Annotated in this window: 11 protein-coding genes and 1 pseudogene; 3 read left to right on the top strand and 9 right to left on the bottom strand. The window is 60.5% G+C overall.

Translation table 11 applies throughout. From position 1 onward, the window contains the following. The 5 genes and pseudogenes from ACWKWM_RS26640 to ACWKWM_RS26620 form a co-directional block, all read right to left on the bottom strand. A pseudogene (locus tag ACWKWM_RS26640) lies at positions 1-151 on the bottom strand (energy transducer TonB); the annotation flags it as partial. Positions 152-256: 105 nt separating this feature from the next. Continuing rightward, the gene (locus ACWKWM_RS26635) at positions 257-1,324 is read right to left on the bottom strand and encodes an ABC transporter substrate-binding protein (protein WP_483848969.1); all 1,068 of its coding nucleotides are present in this window, start codon (positions 1,322-1,324) and stop codon (positions 257-259) included. A gap of 60 nt (positions 1,325-1,384) precedes the next feature. Then, a complete protein-coding gene (locus tag ACWKWM_RS26630) occupies positions 1,385-1,807 on the bottom strand; it encodes a 2Fe-2S iron-sulfur cluster-binding protein (RefSeq protein ID WP_483836605.1) in 423 nt (140 codons plus the stop codon). Between the two features lie 25 nt (positions 1,808-1,832). After that, the gene (locus ACWKWM_RS26625; protein WP_483848968.1) at positions 1,833-3,557 is read right to left on the bottom strand and encodes an FAD-dependent oxidoreductase; all 1,725 of its coding nucleotides are present in this window, start codon (positions 3,555-3,557) and stop codon (positions 1,833-1,835) included. Continuing rightward, complete coding sequence (locus tag ACWKWM_RS26620; protein ID WP_483848967.1) at positions 3,550-4,542, bottom strand: ABC transporter substrate-binding protein; 993 nt, start codon at positions 4,540-4,542, stop codon at positions 3,550-3,552. The genes ACWKWM_RS26625 and ACWKWM_RS26620 overlap by 8 nt, the downstream gene beginning before the upstream one ends. A 398-nt stretch (positions 4,543-4,940) precedes the next feature. Here ACWKWM_RS26620 and ACWKWM_RS26615 point away from each other — a divergent pair, with 398 nt between their 5' ends. Further along, positions 4,941-6,164 (top strand): MFS transporter, encoded by a 1,224-nt coding sequence (locus ACWKWM_RS26615; protein WP_483848966.1) that lies wholly within the window; start codon positions 4,941-4,943, stop codon positions 6,162-6,164. Positions 6,165-6,341: 177 nt separating this feature from the next. Here the strand turns inward: ACWKWM_RS26615 and ACWKWM_RS26610 are convergent, their stop codons facing one another. From ACWKWM_RS26610 to ACWKWM_RS26595, 4 genes are read right to left on the bottom strand one after another with little or no spacing between them, the layout of a single operon-like run. Then, entirely contained in the window at positions 6,342-7,364 is a 1,023-nt protein-coding gene (locus ACWKWM_RS26610; protein ID WP_483848965.1) for an aldo/keto reductase, read from the bottom strand. A 46-nt stretch (positions 7,365-7,410) separates the two neighbouring features. After that, positions 7,411-9,201 (bottom strand): ABC transporter ATP-binding protein, encoded by a 1,791-nt coding sequence (locus ACWKWM_RS26605; protein WP_483848964.1) that lies wholly within the window; start codon positions 9,199-9,201, stop codon positions 7,411-7,413. After that, complete coding sequence (locus ACWKWM_RS26600) at positions 9,198-10,217, bottom strand: ABC transporter permease (RefSeq protein ID WP_483848963.1); 1,020 nt, start codon at positions 10,215-10,217, stop codon at positions 9,198-9,200. Before ACWKWM_RS26600 ends, ACWKWM_RS26605 begins: the two co-directional genes overlap by 4 nt. Before the next feature lie 3 nt (positions 10,218-10,220). After that, positions 10,221-11,147, bottom strand: a complete 927-nt coding sequence (locus ACWKWM_RS26595; protein ID WP_483848962.1) for an ABC transporter permease — start codon at positions 11,145-11,147, stop codon at positions 10,221-10,223. 401 nt (positions 11,148-11,548) lie between these two features. Between ACWKWM_RS26595 and ACWKWM_RS26590 the strand changes: the two genes are divergently transcribed. Continuing rightward, positions 11,549-13,138, top strand: coding sequence for an ABC transporter substrate-binding protein (locus tag ACWKWM_RS26590; protein ID WP_483848961.1), 1,590 nt, complete (start codon positions 11,549-11,551; stop codon positions 13,136-13,138). Between the two features lie 48 nt (positions 13,139-13,186). Continuing rightward, positions 13,187-14,419 (top strand): SfnB family sulfur acquisition oxidoreductase, encoded by a 1,233-nt coding sequence (locus tag ACWKWM_RS26585; RefSeq protein WP_483848960.1) that lies wholly within the window; start codon positions 13,187-13,189, stop codon positions 14,417-14,419. Positions 14,420-14,495: the final 76 nt, after the last annotated feature.

Below are 14,495 nucleotides of genomic sequence, written 5' to 3'. Positions count from 1 at the left end.
ACAACACGGCTTCACGACGACTCAGCACGCCTTTGGGAGTGGTGTGCAAGCGTAAGGCGCCAAGCGGCTCACGAAACACTTGGCCGAGATCGAGCAACTCGCCCGGCGTTGGCTGCCAGCGCACCTTACGTGCTGCCTTGGCGTTATTCATCGAATGCTCCTGCGCAACGTCATATTCAGTATTCAAGTGCCCGCATCGCAACGGGGCTGATCGCCGACAGGCCTTTGTGCTAGCGAACCCCGCTGCCAGACGACGTCAACGCAACTCGATCTCGTCCTTGATCGCCCACGCCTGTTGCAGTGGGAGCGGATCGATCCAGCTGTCGATGTCGAAGTCCTTGTCGATGAATCCTTCGGCCAGCAGAAAATCCTTTTGCCGACGCAGGCCTTCGACATACACCTCGGACAGCTTGGGTTCGAATGACAAATGCAGCTGACTACCGAACGCCAGCAAAACGCTTTCTTCATCCGTTGCGGTTTCAGCGGCGATGGTGGTCACGACTTCCTGTGGATGCTCGCTGGCCCACTCGTACGTCTTCAACAGCACGGCGAGGTATCGCGCCACGATTTCTGGCGAGTCGATCAGGGTCTGGCGATCCACTGTGATCGGCCGTGGAGAACCTGCGCTCAGGCGCAGCAGCGGATCTTCCTGCTCGTTGATATTGATGATTGGCCGCAACCCTTGAGCCAGCGCCCGGGCGCTGCCCGCACCTTTGATGAAAATCGCGTCTACGGTGCCATTGAGCAATGCCAGGGTTGGAATGGCGTGGTGGTCTTCACGGGTTTTCGTGACTTCTTTGAGGTCCCACTCCGGTGCCGCAATATCGACGAACTCAACGTCATCACGGGACACGCCGCCCAGGTGCAACGCGGTCAACAGCCCGCGCAGACCTTCCGCGCGCCCGACGTCCACCAGATCGCTGGCAGCCTTGCGCACCACCCCGAGCTTGCGACCGCGCAGGTCAGCGACGGTCTTGATATCGCTGTCGCCGCGCACGAACACGAGTTGCTCCTCATCGACCCACGTGATGCCGACCACTACGGTGTCCTGGCCTTGCGCCCGCGCCCAGATCGGCGGCACGTTACCGCCCTCACGGAAGCTGCCCGCCAGACTGTGGCGAAAATGGGATTCACGCACCGCGCGATCCTGTGAGGCGCGGATCGAATCCAGGGTAATGCCGTGACGTGCGAACTCGTTTTGCAGCCAGTGTTTGTGCTGAGCGATGCCGGACGTGGTCGGCACTGGGCAGCGGGTGTACCAGATGGTGGTAGGTGCGGTTTCGTTTGAGGTCTGTGATATTTCTTTAAGCAGTGCTTCGGACATGGGGTCACACTCCTGAATGGGTTCGCTTGGCGATAAAAAAAGGCAAAGCCCGACACGCAGTCAGGTGGTTGTTGGGATAAAGGCAATCGTCGGCGTGCCGGTGTCGCTGGCCGACCGGAAAACAGGGGCCGCAGGCTTTTCCCGGGGCGGCTTGACGCGGACCAGACTCAGCTCGACCACCGTGTCATGTAGCGCAAGCTTGGGCTTGGCCGGTTCGATGCGGATGCCGTCGTGCAGCGGCACGGTGCAGGCGAGTTTGACTTCGCCGTCGATGCGCATCGCACACAGCTTGCACAGCCCGCGCCGGCAGGACAGCGAGTAACCCAGATTCGGTTCGAACACCCGCTGCGCGTATTGCAGCGCGGTGCTGACCGACGCGCCTTCCCAACTATCGATGCCCAGGCCCAAACCTGCCGGGGGCGGCAGTTGCACATCCAGTTGCCGGAATTGGCCTTCGCGGAACAGCGTCAGGTGCATCAGCATTTAAAACTCCTGAAAGAAAAATCGCTCATGGCCGCGCCAGAAAAGGAAAAGCGACTGGCACCGTATGACGTGCCAGCGCACCTGCATTCAGGCTCACCAATGAATGGCTCAATACCCCGCTATGTGCGCCTTTGTGGTCGTGGCGTTGGTGCGCGCCGATAGAATGATCGCGCCCGGAAGCGCCGAGCAGCGCCGATTCGATAACGGTAAAAGCAGCCTGACACTCAAGTGCATCGCTCCAGTCACGGTTCCACATGCGGTCCCGGGTGCGACACGCCAATTTCGGCAGCACATCGTTTTTCAGCGTGGCCAGCGTTGTTAGCCCCTCGTCCAGAGCTTGGGCAGTGCGTACCGGACCGAGGGATTTTTCGGCGAGCTGAGACAGCGTTTCCTTGAGCTCGAACGGCGCGATCCCGTGCGTGCGTTCGAAGGGCGAAACGGTGACGGCGAACGCCGCGTCAGCGTTGTCGGCCAGACGATCCTGAGACCTGCGCTGCAATGCATCCAGCGCTGCCGCCTGACCGGCAATCCGCCCTTGCACCAACACCTGCGCCCCGGCGTTGCCGGATAGCCGGTTCGCGCCGTGTAGCGCCCCGGTCACTTCACCGCAGGCGAACAATCCCGGCACACCGGTCCAGGCGCCCGGATCAACGCGCACGCCGCCCAGGGAAAAATGCGCGGCAGGGGCGACTTCGATGGCATAGCCCTGCTTGATGCGCTCCACCAATGGCGTCATATCAAAACCTTCCCACTGCCAACCGGCGCTGATGGAACGCGACGAGGCCGGGAAGTTGTCGATGATGTCGTTGGGCAGGTGTTTCCAGGACAGGTACACGCCGCCATTGGGACTGCCCCGTCCTTCGTAGACTTCAGTGGCGCAGGCCGCCGACACCATGTCGCGGGTTGCCAACTCCATGCGCGCCGGGTCCCAGCGCGCCATGAAGCGTTCGCCGAAGCGATTCATCAGCCAGGCATGTACGCCACTCTGCGGGCCGAGAATCCAGGGGAATTGCAGGCCGCGCCAAATCGCCGGGGCGGCCAGGCAGCACGGCAAAAACTGCATCATCTCCATGTCGATCAGCGTAGCGCCCGCCTCCACCGCCATGCGCTGTCCCTCCCCCGACAGTTCCTCGGGCGCGGTGCGCAGGCTCCAGTTGGACGTCGCGCCGCCGGTGGCGAGCACCATGCTGTGGCCAAACAGGCTTTCAACCACCCCGGTACGCCTATCCAGCCCGAGGACGCCAATCACCGCACCGTCGCGACGCAGCAATTGGGTGGACTGAAAGTCCTCACGAAAGCTGACGCCTGCCTGCACCGCAATCCGCGTCAACGCGCGCTGCATGTCGACACCGCTAATGTGCACGCCTCGCCCACTGCTGTGACCGGGCGCGCGGCGATTGACGGTAAATTTGATACCCCAGTCCACCAGGCGATTCAGCTCCGAACCAATACCGGTGACCATACTTTCGACCAGGCGCTGATCGTTGAGCCATGAACCGGCGGTGATGGTGTCCTGCAAAAACCGTTCTTCGGTATCGCTGGCGTCGGCCTCAAGCCCCATCGCCCGCAGGCTTTCACCGGCAATCGATACCCCGCCACCGGAGGTAATCGTCGCGCCGCTGCGACCGACCAACCCTTTGTTGACAACCAGCACCAAGGCCCCGGCCTGCCGAGCATGAAACGCCGCCACCAGACCCGCCGCGCCACCGCCCAGCACTATCACGTCCCACGGGGTGGACAACTCAGACATGCAGCCAGCCCTCGACCGAAAAGTCGTGATCGATGAAACCTTCTCGCAGCAGGAAGTGCTTGAACGTGTCGATGGCTTCGACACCGGGTGCGTCCAGGGAGGTGCCGAATTTCAGGTGCAGCTCAGGTCCGAAGGCGGCCTCGACGGACTCTTCAGAGACGCCTATTTCCTGTGCGACGAAGCGTCGGGTCTGATCAGGGTTTTGCGCTGCCCATTGCCCGGCTTCACGCACCGACGCCAGCAGTGCCTGCACAAGGTCCGGCCGTTCGCGGGACAGCGTACCGTCCACCGTCAACAAGCGCGGGGTGCCATTGTTGATGCGGATGGCGGCGTCACTGTGATTACCGGTTTCGCTGAGGATGATCGCGCCAAACTGGTGAGCGACGCTCAGGCCTTCCGCGCCCTTGACGAAGAACGCATCGATCTCGCCCTTGATCAGCTGAGTGATCTCTGCGGCATAGGGCAAGCGGCGCTTGATTTCGGCGGGATACCCCTGGGTTGAGGCGCCTAACTGCGGGGCCTGGGTAACGATATCGACGAAGGTCACACGCTCACGAGGAATACCCGCCGCATCAAGCGTCGACAGCAAACCCTTGAGTGACGTCGCACGCTGGAAGTCGATGATGCCGGGCGGTTGCCGGGGCAGGCCTAGACGCTTGCCAGCCAGATCCGATGCATCACGCAGCCCTGATGACGGCAAAGTAATCACGGCCTGGAATTCGTCGATCCAGTTGATCCCGACAAGTCGCGTATCGCGTCCACTGGCGCGAGCGTGAATCGGCGGGATGTTGCCGCCCTGACGAAATGACCAGGGTTGCGAGTGATCGAAATGGCTGGCGCGGACCTTTTCGTCGGTCGAGCTATGCAGTGACTGCAGCCCGACCGAATGCCGCGAGAGCGCCGTTTCCAGAACTCCCAACTTCACCGCCAGACCGAGGGGTGTCGGCGTCGGGCAGCGGGTGTACCAGAGACTAAGGTCCGTCATGGGTGGGCGCCATTCAATAAAATGAGTGCGTAAACAGTCACGGCAGGTCCCGCTAAAGCGGCCTGAGCTGCAACTATCAAACTATTATTAATGGCGGACGTGGTCGCACGACATTGATGAGATACTTAATAACGTTTCAACTAACTAATAATCCAACGCCCCGCGCGAGGTACAGCGAGTGTAATGGAAACTAATTTCGTCCACATAGATCGTTACGTTCTGAGTTTATGACGGGGCGCTGATTGACAGTACGCAGTTGATTGAGCAGCCTGTGCGCCGAAATCAAACACTGCGGACAACGAAACCCGAAAGTGTTGCTGGCTCAACAGCAGTTCAACAATAGTGGTTAATACCGCAACTCTTATTGTCTCGTATCGCCTGCCGGATATATTGATTAAATGTCTGCCCTCACGCTGTGGTTGGATAACTTCGCCCCCTTGCGATCTGCGCCGACCCGCATTTATCTGTCGGGACAGGCGGTTTCCATGATCGGCATCTGGTTGCAGCAGACCGCCATGGCGCTACTGGTCTATCAACTGTCCGGCGGGCAGGCTTTTGCGCTTGGGATCAGCGCGCTCTGTTCGAGCGTGCCAATCCTGTTGTTCAGCATGTTCACCGGCGGCCTGGCGGATCGCTACGACCGCCGCAAGATGTTGATTGGCTGTCATCTGCTGGAAATCGTGCTGACCTTCATCATTGCCGCGATGATTCACACCGAGCAGGTACAACTGAGCCATCTGTTTGTGTTCGCCTTTCTGATGGGGTGCGTCAACTCGGTGTACTTCCCGACGCAGCAAGCCTTTCTGTTCGATCTGGCGGGCCTGGACAATATCCGCAAGCTGATCAGCATCAACTCGATGATCCTCAATGTCTGCCGCACGCTGGGCCCGACCCTGGCCGGTTATCTGGTGGCCCAGGTGGGAATGTCTGCAGCGTTCTGGGCCAACGGCTTTTCATGCTGGGTGGTGATTATTTCTCTGCTGTCGCTGCATGCCATCCCGCAGACCCTCCCCAATGCCAGCGAGCAGGCGACTTTGGGCCAAGCCCTCCGGCACATTCGCGACACCCTGACCTTGCGCAATATCTACATTTGCTGCGCGGCGTTGACCATGTTTGGCCTAGGGACCCTGGCACTGCTCCCCGCCGTGGCGCATGGAGATCCGCAACGCACCGGCCTGTTGCTAGCGGCGGCTGCGTCCGGTTCATTGGTGTACGCGTTTTTTCTGTCGCCGGTGATCAGCCACATCAAGCGCATGGGCCTGACGCTGTCGTTGACGCTGATCTGGATGGGCGCGTGGCTGGTGGTGTCAGCGCTAACGCAGTGGCTGTTTTTGCAGTTGATCGCGCTGTTTATGTTCGGGCTTGCAACGTCGCAGGCCATGGTGACCTGTACCAGCATGGTGCAAATTCTCTCGCCGCCGGCCATGCGCGGACGATTAATGGGGTTGTTCAGCATCATTGGCTTTGGTTTGCAGCCGTTGGCAACGCTGATCGGTGGCTACATGGCCGATCGCCTGGGAGTGGCCACCACCATTGCCTTGTGGGGTCTGGTGGCAGTCACCATTGCCAGCCTGCTTCTGGCACAACCGCAGTGGCGCGGCTGGAACCTGGCAAAAACCTGAGTGCGGGTTGCGTCGCCGCCTGCCCGGTCCTCATGTTCGCTGCAAGCGCAAACCCCAGTAGGAGCGAACTTGTTCGCGAAGCGTCATGCCTGACACACCGCATCAAGCGCTCGCCAACAAGTTGGCTCCTATAGAGGGACCGTTCCCGAACGCGCGGGAACGATGGTGATCGGCGCATTAAACCCGCGATTTACGGCCGGCAAACGGGTGGCTTGGGTCGTTGTAACCCGGTGTCGATGAATGCCCGGTGATGACCAGATCGTCGATGAACGCTTCATCTTCTGCGGTGAACGCGTAATTCAGCGCCGGTACGTAGTCATTCCATTGCTCTTCGGTACGCGGCCCGGCGATGGCGGAGGTGATGAGCTGGTTGTTCAGCACCCAGGCCAGTGCAAACTGCCCCGGCGTAATGCCCCGGGCCTGGGCGTGATCCTTGACGCGCTGCGCCAGGTTCAACGACTCCGGACGCCATTCGGTCTGCTGCAGACGCTTGTCGTTGCGACCGGCACGTGTGCCCTCGGACGGCGGCTGGTTCGGGTCGTATTTAGCGGTCAGTACGCCACGGGCCAGCGGGCTGTAGGACACCACTCCAATGCCGTAGTACTCGGCAGCCGGCAAATGCTCGTTTTCAATCTGACGGTTGGCCAGGTTATACAACGGCTGGCTCGCCGCCGGACGCTCGATCCCCAGCAAATCCGCAGTGCGGCTGAACTCTGCCAGCTTCCAGCCACGGTGGTTGGACAGGCCATAGGAGCGGATCTTGCCCGCGCGGATCAGGTCCGACAACGCGCGCAAGGTTTCTTCAACCGGCGTGCTGTGGTCTTCGCGGTGTAAATAAAACAGGTCGATGTAATCAGTGTTCAAGCGCTTGAGGCTCGCATCCACGGACTGGATCACGTTGTTGCGCGAGGCGCCTCGATCGTTCGGGCCCATAGCGCCAGGGTTGGGGTTGACGAACTTGGTCGACAACACCCACTGCGAACGGCGCTCGGCTATAAGCCGCCCGACTGTTTCCTCGGAGGCCCCGCCGTTGTAACCGTTGGCAGTGTCGATGAAGTTGATGCCCTGCTCATACGCCTTGTCGACAATGCGTTTGGCAACGCTGTCGTCGGTCTGCCCGCCGAACATCATGGTGCCCAGGGTAATGGGCGAGACCTTGATGCCGTTGCGGCCCAGATTTCGGTACTCGATAGCGCTCATATTCACTCCCTTAATGGTTTTTCATCGTTTATTGAAAGCAACACAACTAAATCGCAAAACGCGACAGCAACATGGCCACCGGCAGTTCCTGCCAGGCCGAATCGGCATAGGGCACGGTTTCTTCGTCAGCCACCGAGTAACGGGGCACGGGCACCGAGCCAATCAGTTTTTGGGTGTAAGCATGGCGGGCGTTTTTCCAGATCGCGTCATGGGCGCCCTCCTCGACAATCTTGCCGTCGTGCATCACCAGCACGCGATCGGCCATGTACTTGACCACCGACAGATCGTGGGAAATGAACAGGTACGACAGGCCGAATTCCTGCTTGAGGTCGGCGAGAAGATTGAGAATCTGCGCGCGCACCGACACATCCAGCGAAGACACCGCTTCGTCGAGAATCACCAGCGATGGCCGCAGGATCAATGCCCGCGCCACGCCGATGCGCTGCCGTTGGCCGCCGGAAAATTCGTGGGGGTATTTCCACACCGCTGAGGCTGGCAGCCCCACTCGATGAATGATGTCGAAGATGCGCTGACTGCGAGTCTGCGCCTCTTTTTCGCCGTGGTTTCTCAGCACGCCGTCGAGGATGCGGTACACGCTGTGCTTGGGGTTGAGCGATCCATAGGGGTCCTGAAACACCATTTGCACAAATGGCCTGTGTGTACGCAGCTGTTTCTCGGATAAATGAGCGATATCGGTGCCATTGAGCAGGATCTGCCCGGCACTTGAGCGGATCAGGCCCAAAATGGTTTTGCTCAGCGTCGACTTGCCGCAGCCGGACTCACCCACCAGGCCAAGCGTCTCGCCGGGCCGTATCTGGAACGACACATCATCGACCGCCGTCACGACGCCCTGACTGCTCTTGTATTCGGTGCGCAGGTTGCGCACCTCCAGAATTGGCCGGTCGAGCGCCCCGGTGTGGGCGTCACGGGTAGTGAAATAGCGCGGATGGCTGTGCAGATCGAACTCGATGATGCCGCTGTTGCCCTTTCGCACGTTGATTTCCGGCAGCGAGGCATTGGCGTAGTGGGAGTCGGTGTCGAGCCGCAGGGACGCACCCAGCAATCCTTTGGTGTACGGGTGCTGCGGCGCGGTGAAGATCGCTTCCGTGGTGCCGGACTCGACGATCAGGCCGTCGTACATCACCGCCACCCGATCCGCCCACTGGCCGACGACGCCCAGGTCATGGGTAATCAGCAGCAGGCCCATGGCGTACTCTTCGCTCAGCTCCTTGAGCAATTGCAGAATGTGCGCCTGCACCGTGACGTCCAGCGCGGTGGTCGGTTCGTCGGCGATCAGCAGGCGCGGGTTACACGCCACGGCAATGGCGATCATCACCCGCTGGCGCTGCCCGCCCGACAGATTGTGCGGGAAGTCATCCAGACGCGCCGCCGCGTTGGGAATGCGCACTTTCTTTAACAGGCTCAGGGCTTCGATGCGTGCGTCTTTACGCGAAAGACCACGATGGCGACGCAACACTTCGCCGATCTGCTCGCCCACGCTGAGCACCGGATTGAGCGAGGTCATCGGGTCCTGAAAGACCATGGAAATATCGTTGCCGCGCAGCCCGCGCATCACCGGATCGCTGATCACCGACAAGTCCAGCCCGTCGAAATCCACCTTGCCCGAGATCCCGGCCCGCCCACCCAGCAAGCGCATGATGGCCATGGCCGTGGTGGATTTACCGCAACCGGACTCGCCCACCAGCGCCAGGGTTTCACCGCGGGCCACCGTAAAACTAACGCCTTTGACGGCCTGATAGTCGCCGTAATTGACCCGCAGATCGGAAACGCTCAGCAGCGGCTGACTGTGGTCATCGATATTGGCTACAGCGTTCATGCTGTTCTCCCGCGCAGTCTTGGGTTCAGGGCGCTGATCAGGGCGTCACCCACCAGATTCAGACTAAAAACAGTGATGACCAGCGTCAGGCCGGGGATCGCGGTGAGGTACAGCGCGCTGCGCAGCATGTCCCGACCGCTGCCGATCATGCTGCCCCAGCTGATTTTGTTCGGATCGCCCACGCCCAGGAACGACAGCGAGGATTCGGTGAGAATCGCCGACGCCACGATCACCGAAGCGGTGATGATGATCGGCGGCAATGCGTTGGGCAGGACTTCACGAAAGATGATCCAGCGGGTGCTGTAACCCACCGTGCGCGCTGCCAGGACGAAATCGGCACTGAGCAGCGCACGAAACTCGGCCCTTACTAGTCGGGCGACGGTGTCCCAGGACGTCAGACCAATCACCACCGCGATGATGCTGACGGTCGACTGGGTAATTGAGACCACCACCACGACCAGCAAAAACGAGGGGGTGGTCTGGAACAGCTCGATCAGCCAGGTCAGCGCGCGGTCGACCCGTCCGCCGAAATAACCGGCGAGCGCGCCAATCAGGGTGCCTATCAACACGCTGACCAGCGCCGCCGTCACGCCAACCAGCAGCGAAACACGCGCACCGTGGGCCAAGCCTGCCGCCAGATCTCGTCCCAATGCGTCGGTGCCCAGTGGAAACTGCCAGTCTTCGCCGGGTGCCAACAGCGGTTGCGCGGCCATGTCCAGCGGATCGCCGGGGTAGAGATAGCCTGCCGCCAGCGCCACCAGCACGATCAGGGTCAGGACGCTGATGCCCGCCACCGCGCCAGGTGAATGCAACAACGCGTAGGTGATCGGCCAGCGGCTCTGGGGCGAACGCTGTTCTTGGGCCAGCGAATCATCTTCGGTCGACGAACCTTTGCCGGCCGGCGCGAAACGTCCGAGCAACGTCGCATTCAGCTGTTGGCGCCATGAGCTGTCCGGCAGGCCGACCGGTGCAGAAGGCGCGCGGTCGAGAATCGGGTTGGGGGTGTGGGCGCTCATCGATCAGGCCCCCTTTGAGCGGGCGGCGATGCGCGGATCGAGCCGGGCGTGGAGCAGGTCCACCAGAATATTGGCGACGATCACAATGAACGACGACATCAGCAGAATACCCAGCAGCACCTTGTATTCGCGTGCCTGCACGGCTTCGAGCGTCAGCCGCCCGATACCCGGCCAGCCAAATACCGTTTCCGCCACCGCAGCCCCGCCCAACAGCCCGCCAAGGTGCGCGCCGGCGACGGTGGTCAAGGGCAACAGGGCATTGCGCAACACGTGCCGCCAGGTGATACGCCACGGCGACAACCCTTTGGCCCGCGCGGTACGCACGTAATCCTGCGTCAGCACTTCAAGCACCGAGGCGCGGGTCAGACGGGCGTAAATGGCGACGAAGAAACTGGCGAGGGTCAAGGCCGGGAGAATCGCGTACTGCAACTTGTCCACAAACTTGTCCACGCCGGTAAGGCCCGCGCCGATAGTGCCGTCGCCGCCGCTTGGCAGCCAATCAAGCTTGACCGCGAACAGCACGATCGCCATCAGGCCGATCCAGAAGCCCGGTGTCGAATACAGCACAAACGCGATCGAAGACAGCACGCGATCCGGCCATTTGCCCTTCCATAGGGCCATGACCACCCCCAGGCTGACACCGACCACCAACGAGATCACCAGCGCCAGCCCCATCAACAACAGGGTGTTGGGCAGTCGCTGGGTAATCACGTCCATCACCGTGATGCCATAGCGCGGCGAATCACCGAGGCTCAAATGGCCGAGTTGGTTGAGGTAATCGCCAAATTGCGCCAGCGAAGACTTGTCCAGCCCGTATTGCTGGCGCAGCAAGGCGGTGGTTTCCGCCGTCGCCGACCCAGCTTCCGCGACCAGTGCATCTACCGCATCGCCCGGCACCATCTGGAGCAGGATGAAGTTCAGAACAATCACCCCGACCGCGGTTGGAACAGCCCGAAACAATGGTCCGCGAAATCCTGAATGAAGGATGTGATTAATACGCTGATAGAAAATACTGGCCGGCATCGGGTTCTCTATAAACAATCGCATTGAGCGGGGACTGTTTTAACGGCGAACACTAATACAGGAATTTGATAAACCGAACACCAGCAAAAAAGTTCTAAACTTATTATCTCCTCAGGTATTGAAACTGCACTTAACGTTATAAGACCGCACTTGAATAACGCCGAAACTATCCGCTAGGCTCGCGATTCTGTTCTGACGCCCAACAGAACATCGCCCTACCCTCCTTTTTATAAAACGCCGGTTCGGTTCTAAACATAGAACTCAATAGCCGTGCGCTTCTTACTGACTCGTTTTACCAAAGGTGCAGCATGTCGTTAACCAGAAGGACGTTTATCAAGGACTCGATGATCCTCGCGGCCGGTATCGGAATGTCGGGGCATGTGTCCGGGGTGTTCGCCGCCGTCGATGGCAAACAGACGCTGGTGGTATCGCAATACCCCGAACCCACTGTCCTGACCAACGCGCTGACCACCGACGGGACCATTTACACCGTGACCAGTAAGCTGTTTGACGGCCTGCTGTCCTACGACGCACAACGCCAGCCCGTACCGCGACTGGCCACCGACTGGCAGGTCAGTGCCGACGGCCTGGTCTACACCTTCAATCTGCGTCAGGGCGTCAAATGGCACGACGGCCAGCCCTTCGGTGCCGAGGACGTCGCGTTCTCCCTGCAAAATATCTGGCGCAAATTCAACTCCCGAGGCATCACCACGTTTGCCCCGGTGAGCAAGGTGGAAACGCCGACGCCATTGCAGGTGGTCCTGACGCTGTCGACACCTGCGCCCTATCTGCTGAGCGCGCTGTCATCCACCGACGCACAAGTCTTGCCCAAACACCTCTACGACAGCGGCAACCCGCTGGCGAACCCCAACAACATCAAACCCGTGGGCACCGGCCCGTTTAAGTTCGAGCGCTGGGACCGTGGCGTGTCGATCAATCTGGTGAAAAACGAGAACTATTGGGACACCGGCAAACCGCATCTGGACGCGCTTATTTTCCGCATCATTCCCGACCTGACGGCGGCGTCGGCGGCACTGGAAACCCAAGCCGTACAACTGGCGTCGGTGGCGCTGAGCAACGTCAAGCGCCTGCGCGGCGTGCCGCAATTGCAGGTCAGCGAAATCAGCGCGCCCTACTCACCAGGCCTGGTGGGCTTCGAATTCAATCTGGAAAAGCCGGTATTCCAGGACGTGCGGGTGCGTCAGGCGTTCGCCCACGCCGTGGACCGCGATTTCATCGTCAAAAACATCTACTTCGGTTTTGCCCAGCCAGCGGTCAGCGCGATCCCCGCCAGCATGAGCGACTTCTACGACGACAGTGTGCCGCGTTACCCCTTCGACCTGGCCAAAGCCGAAGCCCTGCTTGAAGCAGCAGGCCTGAAGAAAGGCGCCGACGGCATACGCCTGACCGTGTTCAACGACCCCAACCCAGCCAATGAAACCCAGCAGATCGCCCATTACCTGCGCAGCAATCTGGCGAAGATTGGAGTCAAGCTGGTGATTCGCTCCCAGGACTTCCCCGAGTACGTCAATCGCGTCTACACCCGCCGCGACTTCGACACCACGCTGATCAGCGCCACCGCCGGGCCCGATCCGGTGATGGGCACGCAACGGTTTTATCACTCCTCGAACTTCAAACCCGGTATCGCCTTCTCCAACGGCGCGCGTTATGCCAACCCCAGGGTCGATCAATTACTCGATCTGGGCCAGGGAGAGCTGGACCCGGTCAAGCGCAAAGCCTGGTACGGCGAATTTCAGCAGATCGTGCTCACCGACCTGCCGAAGATCCCGCTCGTATCGCCCACCGTAGTGGTGGTTACGCAGAAGCAGTTGAAGGATTTTTTCAACTCATCGGAAGCGCTGTACGGAAATTTCGCCGACGCAAGCTATCAGGCCTGAATGACCTGCGGCTGAACCGTTGATGCTCCCAAGGAACAGGACTCACCCATGACCGATACCGGATTTGCCGCACCACGCTTTATATCCTCCGAACCGCAGCACCGACCGGTGGTTGCACCGACAACGGCGGCGCACGTGATTGCCAGTGAGAATGAGGCGGTGGAAATCGCCCAGCGACTGGCGGCGCAATTCAAAAACACTGCGCAGCTGCGTGACATCGAGCGCCAATTGCCGTGGCAGGAATTGGAAGACTGCGCGCGCAGCGGTTTGCTGGCGATCCGCGTGCCGCGTGCCTATGGCGGCGTTGAAGTGTCGTACCTGACGTTGACCAAAGTGGTGGCGATCATCGGCGAGGCCGACGCCTCCATTGGCCAGTTGTTGCTGAGCATTATTCTGGCGTGCAGCGTAATCGAAGCGGTGGGCCGCGAAGAACAGAAGCAGCTGTTCTTTGGCAAGATTCTCCAGGGCTATCGCTGGGGCAACGGCCATGCCGAGGGCGGCAGTCTGCCGGCGGGCACCACGCGCACGCAGATCACTCGCGAAGGCGATCACTACCGGGTCAATGGCTCGAAGGCGTATTCCACAGGGGCGCTGTTTTCGCAGCTGATTTCCATCGGTTGTGTGGACGAGGACGGTCTGTCGAAAACTGCCGTGCTGGACCGTTATGCCCCTGGCCTGACCATCATCGATGACTGGGATGGTTTCGGCCAGCGCACCACTGCCAGCGGCACACTGCTGCTGGACAACGTACGCGTCGACCACAGCCATGTGCTGAACACCGAACTGGGTAAAACCCAGGCCAATACCTATGGTATTCCTGACTTGTTTCACAGCGCGCTGGACCTGGGCATCGCCCGCGCCGCGTTTGCCGACACCCTGAGTTACGTCCGCGAGCATGCCAGGCCTTATGCGCGCACTGGCGTGACCGACGTGGCTCAAGACCCTTATGTGCTGGAAATCATCGGTGACCTGCACACCCGGATTCATGCCGCAGAAGCGGTGCTGGAACGGGCGGCGGCGTTGTTCGATCAGGTCACGGCCGAGCAAGGACCGGGGCCCTCGGGGAAGGTGTCCTCGGCATTGGCGGCGGCAAAAATCCTCACCACCGAAGCCGCGTTGCTGGCCAGCAACAAACTGTTCCAGCTCGGCGGCGCCAGCTCCACCCGCCTTGAATACGGCTTCGACCGCCACTGGCGCAACGCCCGCACCCACACCGTTCATGACCCCGTGGCGTGGAAATTCAATTTGATCGGCAAATACCATTTGCTTGGGCAGGGTTGACGGCCTGTATTCATGTTGGAGGCTTGCCCGCGGAGCTGACTCCTCGGTATGCCTGACACACCGCACGCTCAGCTTC

The organism is Pseudomonas rosaeacicularis (assembly GCF_057128745.1).
Note: the sequence above shows the minus strand (reverse complement) of the source record. Positions and strands in the feature narration are given on the sequence as shown.

Coding starts and splice junctions, on each gene's coding strand:
- ACWKWM_RS26615 (WP_483848966.1), top strand. CDS start 4,941: ATGTCTGCCCTCACGCTGTGGTTGGATAACTTCGCCCCCTTGCGATCT.
- ACWKWM_RS26605 (WP_483848964.1), bottom strand. CDS start 9,201: ATGAACGCTGTAGCCAATATCGATGACCACAGTCAGCCGCTGCTGAGC.
- ACWKWM_RS26585 (WP_483848960.1), top strand. CDS start 13,187: ATGACCGATACCGGATTTGCCGCACCACGCTTTATATCCTCCGAACCG.
- ACWKWM_RS26620 (WP_483848967.1), bottom strand. CDS start 4,542: ATGACGGACCTTAGTCTCTGGTACACCCGCTGCCCGACGCCGACACCC.
- ACWKWM_RS26635 (WP_483848969.1), bottom strand. CDS start 1,324: ATGTCCGAAGCACTGCTTAAAGAAATATCACAGACCTCAAACGAAACC.
- ACWKWM_RS26600 (WP_483848963.1), bottom strand. CDS start 10,217: ATGAGCGCCCACACCCCCAACCCGATTCTCGACCGCGCGCCTTCTGCA.
- ACWKWM_RS26610 (WP_483848965.1), bottom strand. CDS start 7,364: ATGAGCGCTATCGAGTACCGAAATCTGGGCCGCAACGGCATCAAGGTC.
- ACWKWM_RS26625 (WP_483848968.1), bottom strand. CDS start 3,557: ATGTCTGAGTTGTCCACCCCGTGGGACGTGATAGTGCTGGGCGGTGGC.
- ACWKWM_RS26590 (WP_483848961.1), top strand. CDS start 11,549: ATGTCGTTAACCAGAAGGACGTTTATCAAGGACTCGATGATCCTCGCG.
- ACWKWM_RS26630 (WP_483836605.1), bottom strand. CDS start 1,807: ATGCTGATGCACCTGACGCTGTTCCGCGAAGGCCAATTCCGGCAACTG.